This window comes from Pseudomonas sp. LBUM1664 (assembly GCF_059695895.1).
This window is the reverse complement of sequence record NZ_CP166791.1, coordinates 3,086,478-3,108,889: the sequence shown is the minus strand read 5'-3', so window position 1 is coordinate 3,108,889 and position 22,412 is coordinate 3,086,478. Positions and strand designations below refer to the sequence as shown.

The window sequence follows — 22,412 nt, the reverse complement described above, 5'->3', positions numbered from 1 at the left end:
GACCATGGCGCGATGGGTTCGATCCCATCGCTTCCCATTCAGGATTGCTCAAGCCTCAGGGCGTCGGCCAGCGCGCAGAGCGCAGCGTCCAGATCACCTGAGCCGCCCAAGGCGTGGGTCAGGCGAATATGTTGTGCGTACAGACCCTGAATACTGAATAACGCCCCCGGCGCGATGACGATTCGCTGGACAAGCAGTCGCTGGAAAACCCGTCGCAGATCGACTTGGCGCGATGATCGCATCCAGATCGTCGCGCCGCCGTGTGGCTCAACCCATTGCAGGCTGTCCCCGAGCCGCTCGCGCAGCAATTGCGTGGCCGAAACCGCGCTTTCACGCAACAAGCGTCGCAGTACCAGCAAGTGCTGATCGATCCGGCCGTTGCTGTACAAGCGGGCAATGGCTTTCTGACGAATCGGCGATAGCCGAAATGCGCGCAACAAAAAGTGTCGCTGCCATTGCAGAGTCAACTGGCGCGACAACACATAACCATACGGCGCCTCTGGGCCAATGGTTTTCTCAAAAGTGGAGTAGACGATCAACCGGTCTGGGTCGAGCAAATCTCGAAAAGGCGTAACCCCAGCCTCGAACGCCAGGTCGGCATAGCTGTCGTTCTCCAGCACCCAAGTGCCGTGCAGGCCCAGCAGGCGCGCCACAGCGCGGCGATTGTCTTCAGGCATGAGTGTGCCCCTTGGCATGCTCAAGACCGAAGACAGCACCACCAGACGCACCGTTTCGTTCACCAGCAGCTGTTCCAGTTGTTCGGTATTGATCTCCCCGCCCGCCAGCAACGGCAACTCGATAACCCGGATGTCGGAGGCCTGGAGTAAGCGCAGGACAGTCCAGTCCCAGGGCGACTCGATCAGTACCACGGCGCCCTTGAGCGCCAGCACGGCGATCAGAATCTCCAAAACACCACGCAAATCGGCACCGATATACACGTCATCGGCATTCCAGCAGCGGGCCGGTGAAGAGGTGTAACGGGCCGCCAGCGCGGTGCGCAATTCCAACTCGCCCCAGGGTTGCGAGGGCGTCTGTGAGGAGCGCGGGTACTGGCGCAGCAGCTCGCGTTCAAGCAACAACAGTGGGCTGTCCAGTGGCTGCATCGACGCAGGCTCATCAGCACTGAGCACCAGCATGCCCGGTCGTCGGGCATTGACGTACAGGGTCTCAAGCCAATCGTCACCGCTGCCCAGGGTGGCCACGCAAGGCACCGGCAGCGCGTAATAACCGGACTTGGCAATCGAGTAGACGCGCCCTTCCTTTTCCAGCAACGAATAGGCGTACTGGATGGTAGAAATCGACACATTCCGCCGCTCCGCCAGTTGCCGTAACGACGGCAGACGTACCCGGGCATCGGCACCCAATTCGTTGATCAGGGTGGTCAGATAACGATAAACCGCCTGATAGGCAAAGTCTGTTTCCCGGCCGCCTTTCATGGGGTCGAGCCAAAAGAGCGGGCCGTAACCGGCCAGACCGGAACGCTGGCCGGATACAGAGTGGATGAATCCGTCAAACCTCGTACCTCAGTGCCTTGCCAAGCGTTCGCAAAGAGCATCGGCGCCCTGCCCGGCCTCTTCGGCGTCGACACCGCCAACGGCCTGTGGCGCGTCGATCCCCGATACGATGTCCTCCGGCAGCGCAATGCTCGCCCGGTACAGCTTACCGAGCACGTCGATGGACAAGCCGCTGACGTCGACCATCCACTGCGCCACTTGATCGGCGATCGTCGCGCCCTGCATGGCCTTGTGCAGGTCCGGCATTGCCACCAGCATGCCGGGGTGGCAACAACGCAGGAAGTGTTCCAGGCCTGCACCTTGCTCCACGAACGGGGCAAACAGCATGCACACCAGTTGCGTTTCGTTGAGCCCCAGCGTCTGTTGCGCTTCGATGGCGGCCTGAGCCCGACGCTCGGGAATGGCCGAAGGTGAGCCAAACAGCTCACAGGCCTGCTGGCAGACGTGCTCCGGCAGTTGCTTGCGATGCATGATCATGATCGCCCGCTGCACGTAATCCCCGTAACCGGTTTCGTAGCTGCGCCCTTGCAGATAACAGGCCTGCAGGCCATGTAAATGCGCCGACAGCAGTGGACTGACGTACTCGTTTTCGGGCGCCGAGGCGATGAGACTGCCGGTCTGTACCCGCAGAAACTCGTTGAACAGCGGCCAATTGGCTTCTTCCGAACGATCAACTATCAGGTCGTCGATACCGATGTGACCCACCCGCCGGCATGCCTCGAAATGGCCCTCGGGTTTCCACGTGCCGAGGCGGTCCTGGCCATAAAAGTGCTGGTAGAGATCGCTGCCCAAGGTATCGAGTTGCGTCAAGAGACTGTCAAAGCTGCCAGTGTTGTCGGTGGCCAGGCCGATCTTGCGGGTTGCGCGCCGAAGGCCCGACATGAATTGTTTTTGCTGACGCGGCGTATCACTGCTGACCAACGAGTCCACCCCCGCCTCCCAGCGAGCCATATGCCGATAAAACTCCGCCATCGCCAGATAGCCGTCGTCGCCAACCTCCAAAGGGCTGTGCGCCGAACGAAGGTGTCCCAGAACCAGCATGTCCATGCGACTGGCCTCATGCCCGGCCAGCGACAACGGTTGCTTGTGATTGAACGGCACCACTTCGCGGTTATCCGCCATCAGCAGCTCCACTCGGGGATCGTCGTAGACAAACAAAGCGCTGTAGCAGCGGTGAATGTTTTCCAGGGTCGACTGAGTGGTCTCGCTCAGGCGCGGCGTGGCGACGCGCAGGTTAAAGGTCACTGGATGCCTGCCAGCGATGCTCAACTGCGCGGCACGCAAGGCTGTCAGTACGTAAAAGCTGTCCCGGCTGCCGTTCTGGACCGTCAGCACGCGATAGTCGCCAATCCGGTCTATGCCTCCGGCGGCGACAATTAAACGCTGGATCAAAAGCTGCAACGCGGTACGTTCTGCACGGGAATAAAAACCTAACAGTCGTTGCAGTATCTGTTGATACACGTGAGTCATTGCCTGCTCATGAATTGCACTCATAGCCATTTACCTGGAAATTCAATATCGGCGTCGCACCTGCACCAGCGTGACCGAGCGACGTGTAGGTCTAGAAGGATTGTTCTAGTACTGCAGAGAGTATTAGTAATACGGCCAAGCTTTGCTTGTCGTAATTATTTGATACACACGTTGGGAGCCGGACCGCTTCCCTTCAGAACGCCCCTAAAAGCCGCCAAACCATTGGCTATCGCCGGATTAACGGCTCGTCCTAGGAGAATTCTGACAACGTCCCACAGACAATGAGTACGATAAATAAAGAACATGCCGAACTTCAATTTACCTTCTGCCTCACGCTGTTTTCCCCACAGTCGATAGATAGGCTTATACCAAGTAACGCCCGAAACACCTTGAACAGGCCCAAAAGGTTTAAGACCTTCGAAAAAGTTATACCGCGCCACGACTTCTTCCTTGAGATGGAAATCAGCGTTCAATTATCAGGACTTAAATAATGATTAGAAGATACAGATTAAGGGCAAAAACCAGTTCAGATGTCGCTGGCCAAACAGGATCGGTTTTAAGCGAACCGGGGCAGCCCGCTCAAGGGCGCGCTTGCCGGGCACAAGCGCACCACCGCCAGGCAAGGCAGTAGGCGTGAATGGCAAAAGGAGGGATGGCCGGTCTGGCCGAAAGCAGCGCAAGAGCCCGGGACGGTGGCTCTTGCGCAAGACAAGCATCAGGCGGGGTCGACGACCTGAAGGGCAACGCGTTCACGGCAAGGGCATTCGCCCATATAGTGGTGAGCCTCGACAAACTCGGAGAACGGGAACACACGAGTCTTGAGCGGCAGCAGCACGCGATCGGCGGTCAGTTGATTGATATCACGCAGTGCTCGTTGCAAAGCCACCTGGTCCTGGACAATGCCCAGTTCCGGCTTACCCGTGAAATTACCGATGCAGTGCACAAAGAACTGAATGTTCTTCTGGAACGCCGCGCAGGCCGGAAATGGCGTCTGGTTGCCGCCCTGCAGCCCATACAGTACCAGGCTGCCACGCGGTGCCAGCACATCGCCGAGCAGCGACATTTGCGGCCCGCCAAGGCCGTCGAACACCACATCGACGCCACGACTGTCAGTGAGCTTGTTGATTTGCATCAGCAAGTCCTGCTCTTCGGTGACGATGACTTTCTCAGCGCCCAGCGACAGCAGATAGTCACGCTCATCCGCTGTCTTGGTGGCCGCGATCACTCGTACACCCAGGGCCTTGCCCAGTTGCACGAAGGACGGACCGGCGCAATGACTGGCATCGGTTACCAGGGCAAACTGTCCGGGCTTGACCCGCGCCAAGTCCATGTAGGCGAAATAAGCGATCAGCAGCGGCGTGTAGTGCACGGCGGCTTCGATCGGGCTGAGCACGTCGGGGTAACGGGTCAAGGCGGTGCGCGGCAGCACGATAACCTCACCGTACACCGGATAATCGTTGGGGCTCTCGGCAGGGAAGCTGGCGACCTTGTCGCCCACAGCCAGATCGTCGACACCGTCGCCGACGGCAGTCACCACGCCGGCCATTTCATGGCCCAGGCCCGAAGGCAGGCGTGCCTGGGACGACGCCAGGTTCTGGCGCCACAGGATGTCGTACCAACTGATGCCGATCGCTTCGACACGGACCTGCACTTCTCCTGGCGCAGGAAGAGCCGCCACGTGCTCTTCGCATTTGAGCACCTCGGCACCACCAAACTTGTGAAAACGGATCGTGCGGGACATCGCAAACCTCGTCAAAGTAACCTCTAATGCTATGAACTCTATCCGGGCTTTGTACCCAAGACCATCAGTGGCTATTAATAGTCGACATGCCTGTCATTGATTCCGCAGCAAGAAACCTAACCAGTCCTTTAGAAAAATTCAATTAGCCGGTGCAGAGTACCAGCCTTTCCCCGTAAGATTCACGCCGGTCATTGTTCCCATATGGCCGCTTACGTCAAGCTTGCCGAATCTGCCAGGACCCCAGATGAATCGTAATGACCTGCGTCGTGTCGACCTGAACCTGTTGATCGTGTTCGAAACATTGATGCATGAACGCAGTGTGACCCGCGCTGCCGAAAAACTGTTCCTCGGCCAGCCGGCCATCAGCGCCGCGCTGTCGCGCCTGCGCAGCCTGTTCGATGACCCACTGTTCGTACGCACCGGGCGCAGCATGGAACCTTCGGCCCGGGCGGTCGAAATCTTCGCCCTGCTCTCCCCGGCCCTGGACTCGATTTCCACCGCAGTCAGCCGGGCGGCGGAATTCGACCCGGCCACCAGCACCGCCGTGTTTCGCATCGGCCTGTCGGACGATGCCGAATTCGCCCTGTTGCCGATGCTGCTCAAACGCCTGCGAGCCGAAGCGCCGGGCATTGTGCTGGTGGTACGCCGAGTCAATTACATTCTGATGCCGGGCCTGCTGGCGTCCGGGGAAATCTCCATCGGTGTCAGCTATACCGCCGACCTGCCGGCCAACGCCAAGCGCAAGGTCTTGCGGCGCAGCTTGCCCAAAGTGCTGCGGGCCGACACCGCGCCGGGACGACTGAGCCTGGATGAATTCTGTGCCCGCCCCCATGCGCTGGTGTCGTTCGCCGGCGACTTGAGCGGCTTCATCGATGAAGAGCTGGAGAAACTCGACCGCAAGCGCCACGTAGTATTAGCGGTGCCGCAGTTCAACGGTCTGAGCACGCTGCTGGCAGGCACTGACATTATCGCCACCGTACCCGACTACACCGCCGACGCGCTGACGGCTGCTGGCGGGGTACGTGCCGAAGACCCGCCAATACCGGTGCGCAGCTTCGAGCTGCACATGGCCTGGCGCGGGTCCCAGGACAACGACCCGGGCGAACGTTGGTTGCGCTCGCGGATTCAGATGTTCTTCGGCGACCCTGAGAGTCTATAGAAGCCGTCTGGCGGGCTGTTTATCTGATCATTTCTGCGTTTTCATAGACCATGGAGATCCATACACTTCCAGTGGATTGCTACATTGGGGGCATATTTGAGGGCATGCTTTGGATGGTTTGAAAAGGATGCCCCCAGCCTTGGGCCAAATGGGCTATTGATGAAGATGGATGCACTGAGGGAGATGTGGTTCGCCCCTACCCCATATCAATGACCGAGCCCTAGTGAACGCACCACCCACCACGCTGGACAAATGCGTGCAAATGTAAAAAATATGATGGCATAATGCCTCAGCAACCGGCAAAATCCACACGTTCCCAACGGATTTGAAGGACCGGTTCCGATGACATGGCCAGTCACGCTGAAACTCGACAGCGCAGCCTACCCGCTCAGCGTGGTGCAACGCGCCGCTTATTCCCTGGCCGACACTGTCACGATCCAGGTCGGTATTGAAGCCAATCAGATAAGCCTCACGGCCCACCCCGCTGAATCAAGGCTAACGCTTTCCCCGGAGCAGGCTCACTCGCTGATCCTTCAGCATCTGAACGACTTCGCCCTACGCGACCATATCAACCGCGAAACAGTAGGGTTGCGCGAGGTCCTGGCCCGAGCCGCTCTCGCTGGATGTGGGATTTCCCAGTGACACTGATTGCGACAGACGCCAAGCACTACCGCTTGCTGCCTTTTCGATTCATGCGCATGAACACGGGAAATGACCGTGACATCCTGCTCACCTCCGATACCGGTGAGTACATGCACGTGAACGACGCGCAATTACGAGCCCTCAGTTACTTCGACGTTCAACCAAGTACGCCTTTTTACAAGGACCTGCTGGCCCGCCACTTCATCTACGAACCAGGCTGCCACGACCCGTTCCCAGAAATGGCCGCGCAGTATCGCAGCCGCAAGGACTTCCTCTTCCAGGGCCCTGCACTGCACCTGTTCGTGGTTACATTGCGCTGCAACCACACCTGCCAGTACTGCCAGGTGTCGCGGGCCCCTCTGGGAGGATCCGGCCACGACCTGTCGGAAGCGGATGCGCGAGCGGCGGTCGATCGCCTGTTCGAATCGAACGCTCCCGCCTTGACTGTGGAGTTTCAGGGTGGCGAGCCGCTTCTGGCCTTCGAGCGCGTCCGCCAGATTGTCGAATGGGTCGTCGAACGGAACGTGGTCGAACAACGGGATATCCAGTTCGTCATCACCACCACGCTGCACCACCTGACGGAGGAAATACTCGACTTCGCAGAAAAATATCGCATCCAGTTTTCGACCTCGCTCGATGGGCCGGCGCCCTTGCACAATGCCAACCGCCCTACCCCGTCACGAGACTCCTACGAACGCACTGTAAAAGGCATCCAGTGGGTCCGTGAGCGCCTTGGCCATGATGCAGTTTCCGCGTTGACCACGCTGACTTCAAGAAGCCTCGAACAGCCTGAAGCGATCATCGATGAGTATGTAAGCCAGGGCTTCTCCAGCATCTCGCTTCGGCCTCTGAGCCCTTATGGGTTTGCCACCAAGAGTGCCCATCGACTTGATTACCCTATTGAGCGATACCTGGCCTTCTACAAGAAGGCACTGGCCTATTTGCTGCATATCAACCAACAGGGCGTATACCTCTCAGAGAGTTATACGAGCCTGTTGCTGAAGAATATCCTGACACCCTTCTCCTCCGGCTATGTAGACCTGCGCTCCCCTGCTGGCGCAGGCACTGCGGCGCTGGTTTACAACTATGACGGTTACGTCTATCCATCGGACGAAGCCCGAATGTTGCTGGAGATGGGTGAAGAAGGCTTGAGGCTCGGCACCGTACACCAACCCTTGTCTGAATTACTCGCATCGCCCGTTATGAATGCGTTGCTCGCCAGTGGTGTAGCAGAGGCGCTGCCGGGCTGCTCCGACTGCGCACTTGTCCCGTACTGTGGTGCTGACCCCGTCGAACACTATGCCCGCCAAGCTGATCCGATCGGACACCGAGTGTTCAGCAGCTTCTGCAAGAAGAACATGGGGCTGCTGAAGCATCTTTTCGGCCTGCTTTGCGATGGCGACGACAACGTGCAGAGGGTGCTGCTGTCTTGGTTGAACAGGCGCTCTTACAACGATGTTCGATTTCCGGGTTACAGGGGCTGATGGCGATGCTACGCAAAGATACCCACTTCGAAATCCATCACCTTAATGAGCCAAAACTGCTCAAGGTCATCACTCTGGATGAGTTCATCGAACAAGGCTTGGCTGTTTGTGCCGGAAGCGCTGACTTCGGTGAGCTGCTACTTTGGCTACCAAACCAAGAAAGGCTGCGAAGCCCCGACCTGCTTTCATTGCCAGTGGGTGGATTCCTGACCCCAGAGCCATTGATTGGCGACTTCGACAGCGCGCAGCTACACCTGCACACCCCCAAAGATGCGGATGTCGTGCAGCCGGGCGATGTCATTGCCATCACACCAGGCAACGCTTTGGTGCGAGTGCTCTATCGACGAGGCTCGGACAGCAACCTGCTGTTTATGACCGATCGTTGCAATAGCCTCTGTCTAATGTGCTCGCAGCCGCCCAAAGATATTGATGACCGTTGGCATATCGAGGAGAACCTACGGCTAATCGACCTGATGGACCAGGGCGAGGAAAATCTGGGAATCAGCGGCGGAGAACCAACGCTTTATCGCGACGGCCTGCTCGAAATCCTGGCCAAGTGCAAAGCCGTTTTGCCGCAGAAATCCATTCATGTGCTCAGCAACGGGCGTCTGCTCCAAGACCCGAGCTGGATCGCTGCGCTCTCTTCCATCGGTCACCCTCAGTTGAGCTGGGGCATCCCGCTGTATGCCGACAATGCCGAAGACCATGACCATGTGGTGCAGGCTCCCGGCGCGTTTAGCGAAACCCTGCAAGGTCTTTACAACCTGGCGCGCGCCAACCAGATCATCGAGATACGCGTGGTGCTCAATCGCCTGACCACGCCACGCTTGCCAGAGCTCGCCCACTACGTGTTCAGGAACCTGCCTTTCGTGCGGCATGTTGCGCTGATGGGTATCGAAAGTACCGGCCTGGCCAGGAAGAACTACGAAGAACTGTGGATTGACCCGCTGGACTATCAGGAGTCGTTGAGCCAGGCCGTGTATTTCCTGTTCAACCGCGGAGTGCCGGTTTCGATCTACAACTTGCCCCTGTGCCTGATCCCGGCCCACCTCTCGCGTTTCGCCCGCCAGAGCATCTCGGACTGGAAGAACCTGTTCATCGATACCTGCCAGCAATGCGCTGCCGTCAAACATTGCTCTGGCTTCTTCAAATCCCACACCGACCGCTGGCAGAGCCGCGGCGTACAACTACTATCGACCGAGGCCTTTAGCGCCTATGCAAGGAGTGCACAGTGAAATTGCTCGACCGCTGGAAAGTCCTGATCAGTGGGATCAGCTTGCTGCCAATGGCAGGTACCACCCTGGCACAGGCGGGCCATCTGTCGCTCGCCGATGCGAACTGGCAACCCAACGACAAGCTACAGCCCCCGGTATTTGCCGATACGCTCAATGCGCCAAACACCGTCAACATCTATGCGGCGCATCGCTCGCACAGTTCTCATCGGTCCCACAGCTCGCACAGTTCTCACTACAGCGGCTCGGGTGGCTATAGCGCACCTCGCTACTACAGCCCACCCGCTACTAGTACCCGAGGCTACAGCGCGCCGAGTGCTTCGAGCAGTCCTCCAAGCAGCAACAGCCTTTATCAGTCGTCTGGCACTACCAGCGGGACAAGTTCGAGCACTTCTAAGAGCCGCGCGACCAATGAGCAGAAAAGCAACCTGGTCACCCGTGTGCAGACCGCGCTGATGGTGCGCCAGTATTACCAAGGCACCATTGATGGGGTGATGGGCAAAGCAACACGTGGTGCGTTGATGGCCTTTCAGATGGACAGTGGGCTGACCGTGAATGGCCGGATGGATACGGCATCGCTGAATGCGTTGGGTATCAAGATTCCATAAGTTGTTGGCGCTGATGCGATTTTTGACGCCGGCTACCGGAACTCATTGACCCACCCGAGTACTCAAGAAATGATTACCTTGCGGGTGATTTCGGAGGCAGCGTGTGGGTCAGTCAAAATCAGCAACCTGGGTCAAAATCGCATCAGCGCCGACAATCATGGGCTTATCTTGCACCGCAAATAGGTCGATTGGCTGGAGATGCAGCAAGTCGTCACCAACCACCGTCGCTGCCACCGACCGACACGGATCTGACTACTCTTAGATAAGCCGATGCTCGCGCAGAAACCTCACCTCCCCGCTGAAATTTAGGAATGTGCATGACTGCTGCCATCAGTGATTCAACAGTCCAAATCGCGTTTTCAATGTTTGAAAACAAAGGCGTCTACGCAGTGCTTCTTGGCTCGGGGGTATCACGCTCGGCGGGAATACCGACCGGCTGGGAAATCACCATGGAGCTGGTGAAACGATGGGGCATAGCGTCTGGTGCCGGCGAACAGGAAGATTGGCTCGCGTGGTACGTAGGTCAAACAGGAGAGCAGCCCAATTACTCCACGTTGCTCGAACGCCTGGCGACAACCCAGACTGAGCGGCGAGCGATCATTCAAGGCTTTCTGGAACCTAGCGAAGACGAGTTAGAGGATGGCCTTAAACTGCCTACCCCCGCACATCGAGCGATCGCTGCGATGGTCAAAGCGGGTTATGTGCGCGTGATCATCACGACGAACTTCGACCGACTCATGGAAAATGCACTTCGCGATGTCGGCGTTGAGCCAACTGTCGTCAGCTCAGAAGACACCCTCGGAGGAGCGGAGCCACTCACTCATGCGTCCTGCTACATCCTGAAGATCCATGGTGATTACAAGGATGCCAGGATCCTCAATACCGATGGGGAGCTGGGCAAGTATCCGCCAGCGTTCAATACGCTGCTTGACCGCATCATCGATGAGTTTGGGCTGATCGTCGCGGGCTGGTCAGGTGAGTGGGATCATGCGCTGAGGGCGGCGTTTTTGAGGGCGCCCTCCCGTCGCTACCCGACCTACTGGCTTTCGCGAGGAAAATTGAGCGAGCGTGGCCAAGAGCTCATCACTCAGCGGCGCGCCAACGTCGTGACGGGCCTGGATGCCGACACCTTCTTCGATGGGCTGAACCTCAAACTGGAAACCATCCAGCAATCCCGCCTGCAGAACCCAGCCGGCATCGAGCTGACTCTCGCTATGGCCAAACGCTTTATGGCCAGACCCGAACACAGGATTCAGCTCGATGATTTAGTGACAAGCCAGGCTCATCAAGCGATCAGCCATCTGGCTCCTCTCTTCACAGAACGACCTCAGGGCAGCACGTCCAAGGACTTTATCGATCTGGTTGAGATATACGAAGCGGCCATCGAGCCACTAGCACGCCTTTGTGCAGTGTTAGGGCGATGGGGTGCAGGTGTTGAGCATTCGATCGTTTTGGATGCGATCAAGGGCCTGCACGCTGCGTCTCAAGTCGAGCAGTCAGGCTGGGTAGCTGGACTTGCATTGAAGAGTTACCCGATAGCACTTGTTACCTATGCGTATGGCATGGGACTTGTGCGGGCCAATCGCCTGAGCGAGCTAAACGAGCTGTTTAACACGACCCTTATCAACCGGCGCGAAATGCCTTTCCCTGTGGGAGTTGATCTATCACCGTTCTACGTTGAGGGAGCCAATGGCCTGCTTGAATTATGGAGGAGCTTCGAAGACCAAAGTAGAGCTCTTACCCCCTTGTGCAACCGACTCCATGACCGTCTTGCGCCTCGGTGGGCGCCTGACTTCGCAGGTCTGCAGGATCACGGGCTGCTTTACGAACGGTTTGAGTTTTTCAGTTTCCTGTTCTTCTGCGAGCAACGCGGAGTCAGTGAAGAATCGCTCGCGGATGCGGTGAAAAACCACGATTTCAAGAGAATCGCATTGGGCCGGCTTTCCTGGCATTCAGAGACCATCAACCGCTTCGCTCACGAATATGCGACCGAAGAGTACAGGGCCCCGCTGCTGGCAGCAGGGTTCGCACTTGGGTCGCAAAGCTACCTGGAGCAAATGCTTGAAGGACTGAAGCGGCTGTCCAGGTACTGACGCCTCACGCATTCCAATTAATGCAAATACGATTCAAATGGGGTACATGCGTTTGCTGCTGAAAACCTAGGACAAGTTTGGATTCTGGCAGCGGGCATCGAGGGAGGGTGATTTATGCGTTCTTCATCGGGTCACTGCCACTCCTGACCACCTCACCAGAAGAGGTGAGCGTTTTGGTGACCGCGCTACTGACCCCCGAGCTCATGGCTTACTACGTGTACCTGCTCATAGCATTCGCTATCGTCAGCATCTTCACGCTTAGGGTGACGTTTCGATCCTTTCATCTCATTGGAAGGTCGCGGGAAGTGCACACGTTCTTCATCAACGAAGGAGGTAGCTTGCTGACTGCCTGTAGGGCTGCGTTGGGGGCGATGATTGGTGATCTGCTTGTATGGTGCTACCTAGCAGTTGATGATGTGAGTGCAGGAGGAGTACATGCAGTGATCAGCTACGCCTCCTTGACCCTGAAGTTCTGCATTGGCCTTGCGTGGACAGATGAGACCCTCAGAGACCCGCATACCGTTAGCAGCTACAAATGATGGTGGCTGCCAGCAACTCCGGCACAAATGCCTGGCGCGCGGTCATCACGGGGGTTAACCCAACGACAGACTGAGAAGCTCTGATGACCAAAAACCTCTGTCCCTGCAAGCCCGAGTTTTCGGACAATGGCTACTGTTTGGCCTGCGACGGTACCAAAATCAAGAATGCTAACAGAGAGAAAACGCTGAATAGCAATCTGCTCCGGCGCATTCCTAGCTGGGAGGAATACCTGAGCTTTGATGGCGCCCATTGCCACCAGCTATGGGCGAAGCTTGATGATCATTGGCGATGCCCGTGCTGCGAACGGACACGATACCAATTGCTACGTTGGACGATGCTTTACCCGAACAAACCGCATAGGCGAGAAGGCTGGGCTGTAGGTCTCCATACTCACCATGACCATGGAACCGACCTTTACGTACGAAAACCGCTTCTTGGAGAACCTCATCGGATCACCACATTTGCTCCCGCCATCATCTGCGAGCAATGCAACAGTGCTGACGGCGCGGTTAAGAGACGCCTAGGCCTTCCACCTTCCTTTACATTTGCGCCACTTGAGATCCGTCAGTTCGTGTGGCCAACGCCTCACGGCAAGCACATCATTCATTACGAGCGAGCCCAAATGATCTACCACCATGTTACGACTCGAGCACCGTTGTTTTTTGGCTGACAGGTTCAACTGAAGGGCATCCAATCAGCAGTCAAGCCAAACCACGTCTGTACTTCGCAGCCAAGCTGCCCGTAAGATCGACATCGCACCTATCCGAGTAGGAGTGACCCTTTTGCCGAACGTGTTCTTTTCTTATTGCCATGCTGACGAGGCGCTGCGCGACCAGTTGGAAAAGCAGCTTTCGATGCTCAAGCGCCAAGGCGTCATTGAGACTTGGCACGACCGCAGAATCGGAGCAGGCCAAGAGATCGATGCTGCCATTGATGATCACATCAACAGCGACGAAATTATCCTGTTGCTGGTAAGCCCGGATTTCATCGCTTCCGACTATTGCTACAACATCGAGATGGCTCGCGCGATGGAGCGCCATGCCGCTAAAGAAGCGACTGTCATTCCTGTGATTCTTCGCCCATGCGATTGGCATCATGCCCCCTTCGGCAAGCTGCTTGGTACGCCCCAAGATGGTAAGCCAGTGACCCTTTGGCCTGATCGGGACGAAGCATTCTTGCAGGTTGCGAAGGAGGTTCGGAAGGCCGCCGAGCGACGCAGCCGTGGCCAACCGAACACTGCTCCGCGAGCCGAACGCAACGATTTCAATGGAGGTTCAGCGCCCTCCCTTATCGCCCCGGCTGGCCCTAGGTCGAGTAACCTTCGAATGACTAAGAGCTTCACCCAGCTGGACAAAGACCGCTTCTTGCTCGACAGCTTCGAGTACATCGCCCGCTATTTTGAGAACTCGTTGCTGGAGCTCCAAGCGCGCAACTCAGGGTATGAAGGGGTGTTCCGTCGGATAGATGCAAATCGCTTTTCTGCGAATATCTACAAGGACGGCCACGACGTTGCAAAAGCGGCAGTGTTCACCGGTGGCCAGATGGGCGCCGGTATCTACTACAGCCATGGAGACTCGTTTGGCGGCGGCTCGTACAACGAGGCGCTCACCGTAAATACGGACGACCAATCCATGTACCTGAAGACCTTCGGCATGGCGTTCCAGACTCGGCAAGACCAGAAGCTTTCCCAAGAAGGCGGCGCCGAGACGCTTTGGGGCCTTCTCATCGCACCGCTACAACGCAATCGGTAAATCATTGTTGGGTGCGAATTAGAAAGAACCCAGGGGGGGCACTTGGCCTTGACGCTGCCCCCTACGATAAAGAAGTAAGACTCACATAGAAGGTTCAGACCATGGAAGTAGTCCTGCTCGCCCACATCACATTTAACCGAATAGGCTCGGCCAGTGGCGGAGGCTTTCAAAGCCAACGCCAGGTCAAGTTTTCCGCTGAGCTACCAGACACCGACCAATTGGCCTTAAGGGAATTGGTGATCGAGATCGCCGAGGCAAATGGTGAAGCGGCGGGAGCCTTGAGAGAATTGAGGTACGAGCGAAGCTACGGAGGGGAATTGGTACTCAACATCCAAGGCCCGTACGGCACCGCTTATGCCCAATGTCGCATCATCCATGCGCTGAAAGCCAAAGGGCAGTACTTCAAGCTTCAGGCGGTAGAAGACAGAGACGTCACACCATATGTCTCATCTCGGCGGGCTAAGTAGTTCGCATATCGACTCATCGAACCACCAGGGATTTGCCGGATTCTGGTTGGTCATCCAGTATACGGAGGCGCACTGAATACCAGTCACGTCCACCCCGCCCCGCTTCAGAAATCGCCATTCGCGATCACTCGCACACCCGGTGCAATGGGGGCAAAACTGGGGGCACAATTCTATTTTTTCAGGCTGTAACTACGTAAGCGTCTGGCAAAGCCATCTAGTCATTCCTGCGAAGTCAGGACATAGGATTTGACTCCGGTGGTAGGGCCAATGATGGTGCAGTAAGTGGCCCTCATGCGACACTCCCCGCCCTACAAATCAGGGAGCGTGTTGACATGGTGCGTTTGCTTGCGGTCTCAGGGAGTCTTCGCGAGGCCTCCTCCAACTCAATGCTATTGCGTGCAGCTGAGGTTCTCTGTCCCAAAGGGTTGTCTATAGAGCATTATCACGAGGTTGGCCAGTTACCTCATTTCAACCCGGATCTCACGGAAGCTCCTCCCGAATCCATCATGGGCTTACGCTCCAGTATCGCCCACGCGGACGGCGTTCTGATCTCTTGCCCTGAGTACGCTCGCGGAATTCCCGGCGCATTCAAGAACATGCTGGACTGGCTCGTCAGCTCTGAGGAGTTCCCAGGCAAACTCGTTGCGCTTTTCAACGCTTCACCTCGGGCTTCGCACGCGCAGGCCGCACTGCGGCTGGTTCTGGAAACAATGTCGGCTTGTATCGTGGAGGAAGCATCAATATCCGTAAATTTGCTTTCCACGGAATTGAGTGCCGAGACCGTCGCAAATGATCCAACGATCCGCCCACTGATTGTTTCCGCACTTGAAGCATTCAAGCAACAAATCGATAGCAAAAAAGCGGGCTATCTACACAGAGATTCCGCTAGTTAAGTCGATGGCAAGCGATTGGGCGTCGGTGGGTGCGTTACGGTGCCCAGTTATGTGGCAACAACTCAGCGATTTCACCCGCCCGCTGTGTCGGTAGGCGAGTGAGGACGTCCTTCAAATAAGCATACGGATCATGCCCGTTGAGCCGCGCCGACTGGATCAAGCTCATGATCGCCGCCGCGCGTTTACCGCTGCGCAGTGATCCTGCAAAGAGCCAATTTTTGCGACCCAACGCCCACGGCCGGATCTGGTTCTCTGCCCAGTTATTATCAATGGGCACAGCACCGTCATCGAGATAGCGCGACAGCGCCGTCCAGCGTTTGAGGCTGTAATCCAGAGCTTTGCTTATCGCCGAGCCGTCGTGCACGATCTGGCGCTGGGCGATCATCCAGGCATGCAGAGCATCCATCACCGGCACAGCTTTTTCTTGCCGTATTCGGCGGCGTAAATCCGGTTCAAGGTCGCGGGCTTCGCTCTCGATTTCGTAAAGCAACTGGATGTAGCGCAAGGCCTGTTCGGCGAGCTGGCTCTTGTTGGTGGCGTGCAATTCGAAGAACTTGCGGCGCGCATGGGCCATGCAGCCGATCTCGGTGACGCCGAGTTCAAAGCTGGCCTTGTAGCCACCAAAATCGTCGCAGACCAGCTTGCCTTTCCAGTCTGTTCTCCGGCGCGGCTGGGGCTGAAGTCGTAGACGACCGCCGCCAAGTCCGAGAACTGGCTGGTGGCGTAAGCCCAGACATAAGCGCGGTGGGGTTTCTTCGCGCCCGGCGTGAGCATCTGCACCGGCGTTTCATCGGCGTGGATCACGTCATGTTCCAGGACGGCATCACGCAGGGCATCGACCAGAGGCTGCAACTGCACACCACAGTTGCCGACCCATTGCGCCAGAGTTGAACGAGCGATGGCCAAACCAGCTCGACCAAAAATCGATTCCTGGCGATAGAGCGGTAAATGGTCGGCGAACTTCGCGATCATCACATGGGCCAGCAGCCCGGCGGTCGGTATGCCTTTGTCGATGACCTGCGCCGGAACCGGCGCCTGGATCAGGGTTTCGCACTGATCGCAGACCCACTTGCCACGGATGTGACGCTCGACGGTGAACACGCCTGGCATGTAGTCGAGTTTCTCGCTGACATCCTCGCCGATACGCTTGAGGGCGCAGCCGCACTGGCAGTGGCTATTGTCGGGTTCGTGATGGATCAGGGTGCGTGGAAACTGGGGTGGTAAGGCGGTGCGTTTAGGTTTTTGACGGGCATCGGTCGAAACTGGAGCGGGTTGCAGCGCTTCAAGTTCGGCTTCGATGGCGGCAATGTCAGTGTCGATCAGATCATCGAGCAGACTGGTTTGGTCCGGGCTTAATTGCTCGCTGCGCTTGGCAAACTTGAAGCGCTTGAGCTGCGCGATCTCGTGGGCCAGTTTCTCGTTGACCGTTTTGTGGTGGTGGATTTGCTTGCCCATCGTCTCGACTTTCTGATCGAGACTCTCGACACGCTGCATCAACTGCGCCGCCAGAGCGCGCAGTTGTTCAGGGTTTAGTTGGTCGAGGTTTGGAAGCGAAGTCATGCCGCCGATTTTGCCAGAGCAAGGCTACACCGGCGATAGACTCATCGGACAATTGCACGGCCAGGCTGGCCATGGCAGGCGTCACACGATGGAAATCGCGCTGCCTGGCCCAACTCTTTGCCAAGGCAAACCCAGCACCAGGGCATGCAGTTGTTCGGCACCTAATTCCATCTGAGAGCCGTGTCGAGAACCCGGCCAGAAGAACTTGCCTTGATGCAGGCGGCGCGCCGCCAGCCAAATACCCAACCCGTCGTGCACCAGCACTTTCATGCGATTGGCGCGGCGGTTGGCAAACAAATAAGCACAGTGCGGCTGCGCCGCACCGAACACGGCGACCACACGCGCCAGAGCGGTTTCGGTGCCGGCGCGCATGTCCATGGGCTCGGTGGCGAGCCAGATGGAGTCGATGCGGATCATCGCAACAGGTCTCGAAGAAAGGTCGCGCAGGCAGCCGCGCTTTCGGTCGGCCAGTTCACTTTGACAGTGCCACGCGGGTGCTGGATTTCAACGCAGATATTCGATGATGCAGCTTGCGAATTTGCTCCGGTTAGCTGCATGGGTAACGGAATAAAAGCAGGTTGCAACTCCGTGTTTTTTTGCGTTTGCACCCGAATCCATTTGTGGACAAGGTTCGCGTTGAGGCTATGGCTCAGCGCGACGCTGGCAATCGAGGCACCGGGCTGGGCGCACTCTTGAATGACTTGGACTTTGAAGGATTTGGAGTAGGAACGGCGTTGTGGCTGCATGAAATACCCGCTTAAAAGGCTAGAACTGGTGCCCACTTAAATTTAAGTGCACACCATGTCTTGGCTTTGCAGGGCTGGGTAGATGACTTGGCCGGACGGATACGTAACTACTGCCCTAGAGCCAAGTCAAAATGTTTTTTGGCTTGCCTGAGAGCTTATGATCTGAACGTCGAGACCATAAATGTTATGTATTTAAATCAGTCGCTCTCGACACTCACACTCACACTCACACTCACACTCACTTCCAGGCTCACGTGTTGACGTCCTTTACCGAGCAGAGACTCTGCCCTACGGCGAGGCGGATATGGGGATCATGCGAATGAGACAAGCGCTGGGGGTCGAATCGTAGATTCCGATCGGCTTTCACGAGTCGCCTACTGCTGCAGCTCGTGAAGTTCTCGCTATGCCTGCCACCTGAAACCAGTAACCAACTCAGCACTTAGGCCGTGTCAGTGCCTTCTGCTGGCAGATCGCTCCGAAATGGCTACTCCTGCATCATCCACTCCCGAGGCATGTTGCCCTGCTGCCGTCCATTAATGGAACACCAATCATCTAGGCTAGTGGGCAGCGAGATCATCCGGAACTCATTGGGGGCGAGCGTAACCTTGTAGACAGGGATGCCGATTTCGCTGCAGATGTTCAGGATCTCAAGCGCATGTGCATCCGAGATTTTAGCGCCGAGATGAACAGCCTTGAGGGGCGCTCGACGGTTGAAGCCTTTGACCTCTCTATCGCCATCTGGAATTACCCAGCGCCATTCACGCTCGTATTGCCAATCGACAGCCTTGCACAACGATGCAGCAATGCCAAAAAGCTCGTTGTAATCCTTACCCAAGCGGTGGGCTTTAAGGATATGAGTGATGTCGAACAGCTTTTCTGTGTAGGCGACCGGCCAGAGTGTGAGGGTTGGAAGTTCATTCCGATGAAGGCTTGTGAAGTCATACTCCATGGCAAAACCGGTGTGGTTATGGCCATAGTGACTCCACATCAGCACCGAATCCACACGCGCACTTAGGCTACAGATTTTGTAGCTGCTTTTAAGCTGATCAATGAGGGTCGGGAGCTGCCCGGCCTGGTGATTCTGCGCCAAAACCCCTACTTCATGAAGCCATTGATCCACGTTCAGGCGGGGTGGCTCCTGAGCTAATGCCAGTGCCACTACCGCTGCAATGGGGTCATCGGAGGCCAGAGCAGCGACGACCTGATCATCGCTGAAGCCCAGTTCATCGAGTTTTTCCCAAGCAGCGAGCTTCCGGTAATCAATCCAGAACGCCGTGTCGTATGGGTCGTTGAACTCATTGGCGACGCCCAAGTAGAGCGTTTTCTCAGCCAAATTTTTGAATGCGTACTCGCCGCATTTTCTGATTTTGAAAAGCTGATTGGGCGTGTGCAGGACTTTATCGTTGACTAGCTTCGGGATATCCATATCACCAATCGTGGCCGACGAAATGTTCTCAATGAAATCTCTTACCCATTCCCTATCCACACGAATTCCTTTGGCTATGTGCTGTGCTGATGCCGGAGAAATCACCACACCTAGAGCCCCAATTTACCTACGCTGCCAGCATCCTTAGCAGCTTGTCACAATCATCAAAAGTGAATGATGAATCTCGTCCCCCCCCTTGGCGGCAGATCGTCGAAGAGCTATTTACTGGCTGCTGCTAGCTTTGGGTCTTTCAAAGTTTCTTCGCCCAACGCCAGCATCACGCTAAGTAAAGTGAGACTGAAAACCATGACAAGCGTACGAATTACATTCTCAGCGCTCAACGAGTCCGGTTCGACCCAGTGCCAAACCGTCAAAAATCCCAGTATCGCTCCTAGACCCGTTCTGCCTGCGGTCAAAAAACTTCCACCAATGTCACCTAAAAAAAGATGCACAGCGTCGAGCCAACGCTGATACCGAGCGGACATGAACCTCCACTTGTATTTAACAATTGCAGCCACCGCGAATGCTATACACAGCCATGCGTAGTAGCCCATCAAAAAAGGTGCCGCGAGTAAAAGGTCCAGCATTGCCTTGAACTGTGCTGACGACTCTGAATTTAACAGAACTGGCACTCCTCCCAACGCGAAGGCGAGTGCCAGCTCCCGGGATGCCCTCACAACAACGTGCAACTTTGGACGTGTTTTTTTAACCTTGAACATATAAACCCTCATCGTGCGTAGTCGTTGGATCTGCGCTGGCTTTGCTCGGAGCCGCAACGACTAATGAAGACAACGAAAACAGGCAACGGAGCTTACCGGATTCATAACTGACATGTCCTGCCGAAATAGCCAAGCCGGCAGCCGTAAGCAACTGATCTATCGATCTCTCCCCTTCTCAAAAGCCCACCTCCAGCCAGGACATAGCTCTTGCCAAGCAGACGAACGACATGGTTTTTAGATTCGCAGAGCGGTGGGTCATGCGCGGTTAGGCCGCACGTAAGATCCGCTCAAGTAAGCGCAAGTCCAAAGACGTGGTCGCCCACCCTTTCCGCAGGCCGTGCACGAACACGCTTGCGAAGGTCTTGCTGTTGGCGCTGGCGTCGAATTGACCCATTGGCCAATGCCATGATGTTCCAACAGCAATCCGCAAAAAACCAGCACTGGTAACGGTTCATAAGGTAGAAGCTTGGATCAGTAAGGTTTCAGCAACAGGGTCAATGCTGTGCTGGCGATAACAGTCACGCCGCCTCCTATGCAATTTGCGCCGACAGTTCCGCAAATATGTCGTCCGCCGCTGACTCAACGGCCAATAGAACCACAGTAGGTGCAGACACAAGCATCATCCCTACCGCTCGGCTAGATGTAGGCATTAAAGAAGAGCTAGGTGCTTAGCCCGGGAACACGCAGAAAAGCCTTCACCGGGAAGCTTATGTTGCCATGCGACCACACTGGCGTCGCCCTTGAAGGAGACCGCAGCGTAGTAAATGCCAAGACCTGACAGCTTACCTGGCCAATTGGCGCGCTGGCCTGCCGATTGTCCAGGCTGCGGCAATATCCCTATCAAGGTCGTGATGCAGAAATTCATACCTCAGACCATCATCGTCGGCAATTACCACGCCGGGTGACAAAGCAGTCTTCTGCAGCAGCCAATCCTGTCCGGTAGAGCCATACCGGCAGCGACGCTGTTTGCATGGCCTTTCTAGCTCCCAAAAGTTCCAGTCTATTCGTCTGCCGGGTGAATCCAGCAGCCGGGACTCTCACTATCGAAGAAATCTACTTCTACCTCGCCGAGGTCATCCTGGATGATCTGATGGGCCGTATTGCAGTAAGCCTGACTGCCCCGAAATACTGAAACGGCCACACGCTGGATGCCACTGCCTCGCATTCGCTTGAGCAGGTGCCTGTCATGCTCCCCCAGTCCCCAGCCGAACAGGGTCAGCGATCTACGTGGCGATGTGAGGACCTCCCGATAGACCGTGGACAGGTAATAGCTGCTACGGATTGAGTTGATTTTTTGCCCGGCGGTCCCCTCACTGACGAACAGAGGCACAACTCGTTCGCTACGCCACTGCCGCAGGATCGCTTCCAGCAGCCCATGGCCTGCAGCATGGATTTTGAACTCTTCCTCCACGTTATTACGGCTCAAAGCCAAGCTACCGTGGGGGTAGAAGACCAAGGTATTTTCGCGCTCGCCGTAAAGCGAACGGAATCGCCGCCAATCGTCGTCAAAACTGCCGTCGCGGAAGCAGTCCTTAAACTTGTGACCATCGTCGACGTTAAAGCCGTGCGCCATGGTCCAGTAGATCAGCAAGTCGTAGTTCAGCGAGAGCACCGTGTCGAACCCTTTAAGGTACTGGTACATGTTTGGCAGGTGTTGTGTGATCTGCTCGTACTCAGGGTGTACGCTGCGGACCGCCTGTATTAAGGAGTCTCGAACTCGCACATACGCCTGGTGCGTTCGCTCGTCAGGAATTTCAAGTGACCGGTTCACGTTGCTGGCCTGCCAAACCAGCCGCAGGACAAGCTCAAAATCGCTGGTTTCGAAGAAGTCGAACAGGCGCTGCACATCGCCGTCGAGCAACTCATTCTCGCGAGCATGCGTCAGCAGGGAGCCATACGCGAAGGTCGGTGCAATCGCGATGCTCGCACCGTTGCCGAGCAAGATAGTGCCGCGACGGTAGCTGTTAGAAATTTCTGCCCACGGCAGGATGGGGAATGGCATACCGGCTCCGCTCTGGATGTTGTCGCGCGATGATAGCCGTACCCGGTGAACGTTTATCAGTGACCGAGTCAATAAAAGACGTGATCACCGAACCGCGGCAAAAATTGAATGAGTGCACGGAAGGAAACTGTATGAGTGGGGAGTAGCTGTCGACCTGATTGCCGGATGCTGCTTTCAGCCACCGCCTGTTGTAGGTCGAAGGCGGCCGGCTGGGAGTAACGGCTAACCGCCTGCATGCGGTATCGGGTTTCATCCAATCACTACCCTGGCTCGTTCTGGCGAGGTCAACTCAACTAGGCAGATGTACAGTTTTTGGTGAGAACCATGGACCAGGGGCAATACATCATAGTTGGAGGGCTGGGCCT

General features: G+C 56.4%; 19 protein-coding genes and 1 pseudogene. 10 read left to right on the top strand and 10 right to left on the bottom strand.

Annotated features, from left to right (window positions below):
* Positions 1-38: 38 nt before the first annotated feature.
* From ACA047_RS14440 to ACA047_RS14425, 4 genes are all read right to left on the bottom strand, one after another.
* The gene (locus tag ACA047_RS14440) at positions 39-1,436 is read right to left on the bottom strand and encodes an aminotransferase class I/II-fold pyridoxal phosphate-dependent enzyme (RefSeq protein ID WP_497360064.1); all 1,398 of its coding nucleotides are present in this window, start codon (positions 1,434-1,436) and stop codon (positions 39-41) included.
* Positions 1,437-1,523: 87 nt separating this feature from the next.
* The gene (locus tag ACA047_RS14435; RefSeq protein WP_497360062.1) at positions 1,524-3,008 is read right to left on the bottom strand and encodes a hypothetical protein; all 1,485 of its coding nucleotides are present in this window, start codon (positions 3,006-3,008) and stop codon (positions 1,524-1,526) included.
* A gap of 131 nt (positions 3,009-3,139) precedes the next feature.
* Positions 3,140-3,457: a hypothetical protein gene (locus tag ACA047_RS14430; RefSeq protein WP_497360060.1), complete on the bottom strand. Its 318-nt coding sequence runs from the start codon at positions 3,455-3,457 to the stop codon at positions 3,140-3,142.
* Positions 3,458-3,699: 242 nt separating this feature from the next.
* Positions 3,700-4,725 (bottom strand): zinc-dependent alcohol dehydrogenase family protein, encoded by a 1,026-nt coding sequence (locus ACA047_RS14425; protein WP_497360058.1) that lies wholly within the window; start codon positions 4,723-4,725, stop codon positions 3,700-3,702.
* Positions 4,726-4,969: 244 nt separating this feature from the next.
* Here ACA047_RS14425 and ACA047_RS14420 point away from each other — a divergent pair, with 244 nt between their 5' ends.
* From ACA047_RS14420 to ACA047_RS14375, 10 genes are all read left to right on the top strand, one after another.
* Positions 4,970-5,884 (top strand): LysR family transcriptional regulator, encoded by a 915-nt coding sequence (locus ACA047_RS14420; protein WP_497360056.1) that lies wholly within the window; start codon positions 4,970-4,972, stop codon positions 5,882-5,884.
* Between the two features lie 342 nt (positions 5,885-6,226).
* The gene (gene hxsD, locus ACA047_RS14415) at positions 6,227-6,526 is read left to right on the top strand and encodes a His-Xaa-Ser system protein HxsD (protein WP_497360054.1); all 300 of its coding nucleotides are present in this window, start codon (positions 6,227-6,229) and stop codon (positions 6,524-6,526) included.
* A complete protein-coding gene (hxsB, locus tag ACA047_RS14410; protein WP_497360052.1) occupies positions 6,523-8,010 on the top strand; it encodes a His-Xaa-Ser system radical SAM maturase HxsB in 1,488 nt (495 codons plus the stop codon). Before hxsD ends, hxsB begins: the two co-directional genes overlap by 4 nt.
* On the top strand, positions 8,010-9,245 hold the full coding sequence (gene hxsC, locus ACA047_RS14405; RefSeq protein WP_497360050.1) for a His-Xaa-Ser system radical SAM maturase HxsC: 1,236 nt from the start codon (positions 8,010-8,012) through the stop codon (positions 9,243-9,245). Before hxsB ends, hxsC begins: the two co-directional genes overlap by 1 nt.
* Positions 9,242-9,850, top strand: coding sequence for a His-Xaa-Ser repeat protein HxsA (gene hxsA, locus ACA047_RS14400; protein WP_497360048.1), 609 nt, complete (start codon positions 9,242-9,244; stop codon positions 9,848-9,850). The genes hxsC and hxsA overlap by 4 nt, the downstream gene beginning before the upstream one ends.
* Before the next feature lie 317 nt (positions 9,851-10,167).
* Complete coding sequence (locus ACA047_RS14395) at positions 10,168-11,943, top strand: SIR2 family protein (RefSeq protein WP_497360046.1); 1,776 nt, start codon at positions 10,168-10,170, stop codon at positions 11,941-11,943.
* A gap of 107 nt (positions 11,944-12,050) precedes the next feature.
* A complete protein-coding gene (locus ACA047_RS14390; RefSeq protein WP_497360044.1) occupies positions 12,051-12,482 on the top strand; it encodes a hypothetical protein in 432 nt (143 codons plus the stop codon).
* Positions 12,483-13,265: 783 nt separating this feature from the next.
* Complete coding sequence (locus ACA047_RS14385; protein WP_497360042.1) at positions 13,266-14,234, top strand: toll/interleukin-1 receptor domain-containing protein; 969 nt, start codon at positions 13,266-13,268, stop codon at positions 14,232-14,234.
* A gap of 101 nt (positions 14,235-14,335) precedes the next feature.
* Positions 14,336-14,701, top strand: coding sequence for a hypothetical protein (locus tag ACA047_RS14380; RefSeq protein ID WP_497360040.1), 366 nt, complete (start codon positions 14,336-14,338; stop codon positions 14,699-14,701).
* Between the two features lie 332 nt (positions 14,702-15,033).
* Complete coding sequence (locus ACA047_RS14375) at positions 15,034-15,594, top strand: NADPH-dependent FMN reductase (RefSeq protein ID WP_497360038.1); 561 nt, start codon at positions 15,034-15,036, stop codon at positions 15,592-15,594.
* A 34-nt stretch (positions 15,595-15,628) separates the two neighbouring features.
* On the opposite strand, the pseudogene tnpC reads toward ACA047_RS14375, so the two are convergent.
* The 6 genes and pseudogenes from tnpC to ACA047_RS14345 all read right to left on the bottom strand — a co-directional run bounded on the left by tnpC (position 15,629) and on the right by ACA047_RS14345 (position 22,047).
* Positions 15,629-17,154, bottom strand: a pseudogene (gene tnpC / locus ACA047_RS14370) (IS66 family transposase).
* An 81-nt stretch (positions 17,155-17,235) separates the two neighbouring features.
* Entirely contained in the window at positions 17,236-17,571 is a 336-nt protein-coding gene (gene tnpB / locus ACA047_RS14365; protein ID WP_497360036.1) for an IS66 family insertion sequence element accessory protein TnpB, read from the bottom strand.
* Positions 17,568-17,900: an IS66-like element accessory protein TnpA gene (gene tnpA, locus ACA047_RS14360; protein ID WP_497360034.1), complete on the bottom strand. Its 333-nt coding sequence runs from the start codon at positions 17,898-17,900 to the stop codon at positions 17,568-17,570. Before tnpA ends, tnpB begins: the two co-directional genes overlap by 4 nt.
* Positions 17,901-18,384: 484 nt before the next feature.
* Positions 18,385-19,386 carry a DUF2971 domain-containing protein gene (locus tag ACA047_RS14355; RefSeq protein WP_497360032.1) on the bottom strand — a complete coding sequence of 334 codons (1,002 nt, stop codon included), beginning with the start codon at positions 19,384-19,386 and terminating at the stop codon, positions 18,385-18,387.
* A 158-nt stretch (positions 19,387-19,544) separates the two neighbouring features.
* Positions 19,545-20,045, bottom strand: a complete 501-nt coding sequence (locus ACA047_RS14350; protein ID WP_497360030.1) for a hypothetical protein — start codon at positions 20,043-20,045, stop codon at positions 19,545-19,547.
* Positions 20,046-21,045: 1,000 nt separating this feature from the next.
* On the bottom strand, positions 21,046-22,047 hold the full coding sequence (locus ACA047_RS14345; RefSeq protein ID WP_497360028.1) for a DUF4917 family protein: 1,002 nt from the start codon (positions 22,045-22,047) through the stop codon (positions 21,046-21,048).
* Positions 22,048-22,412: the final 365 nt, after the last annotated feature.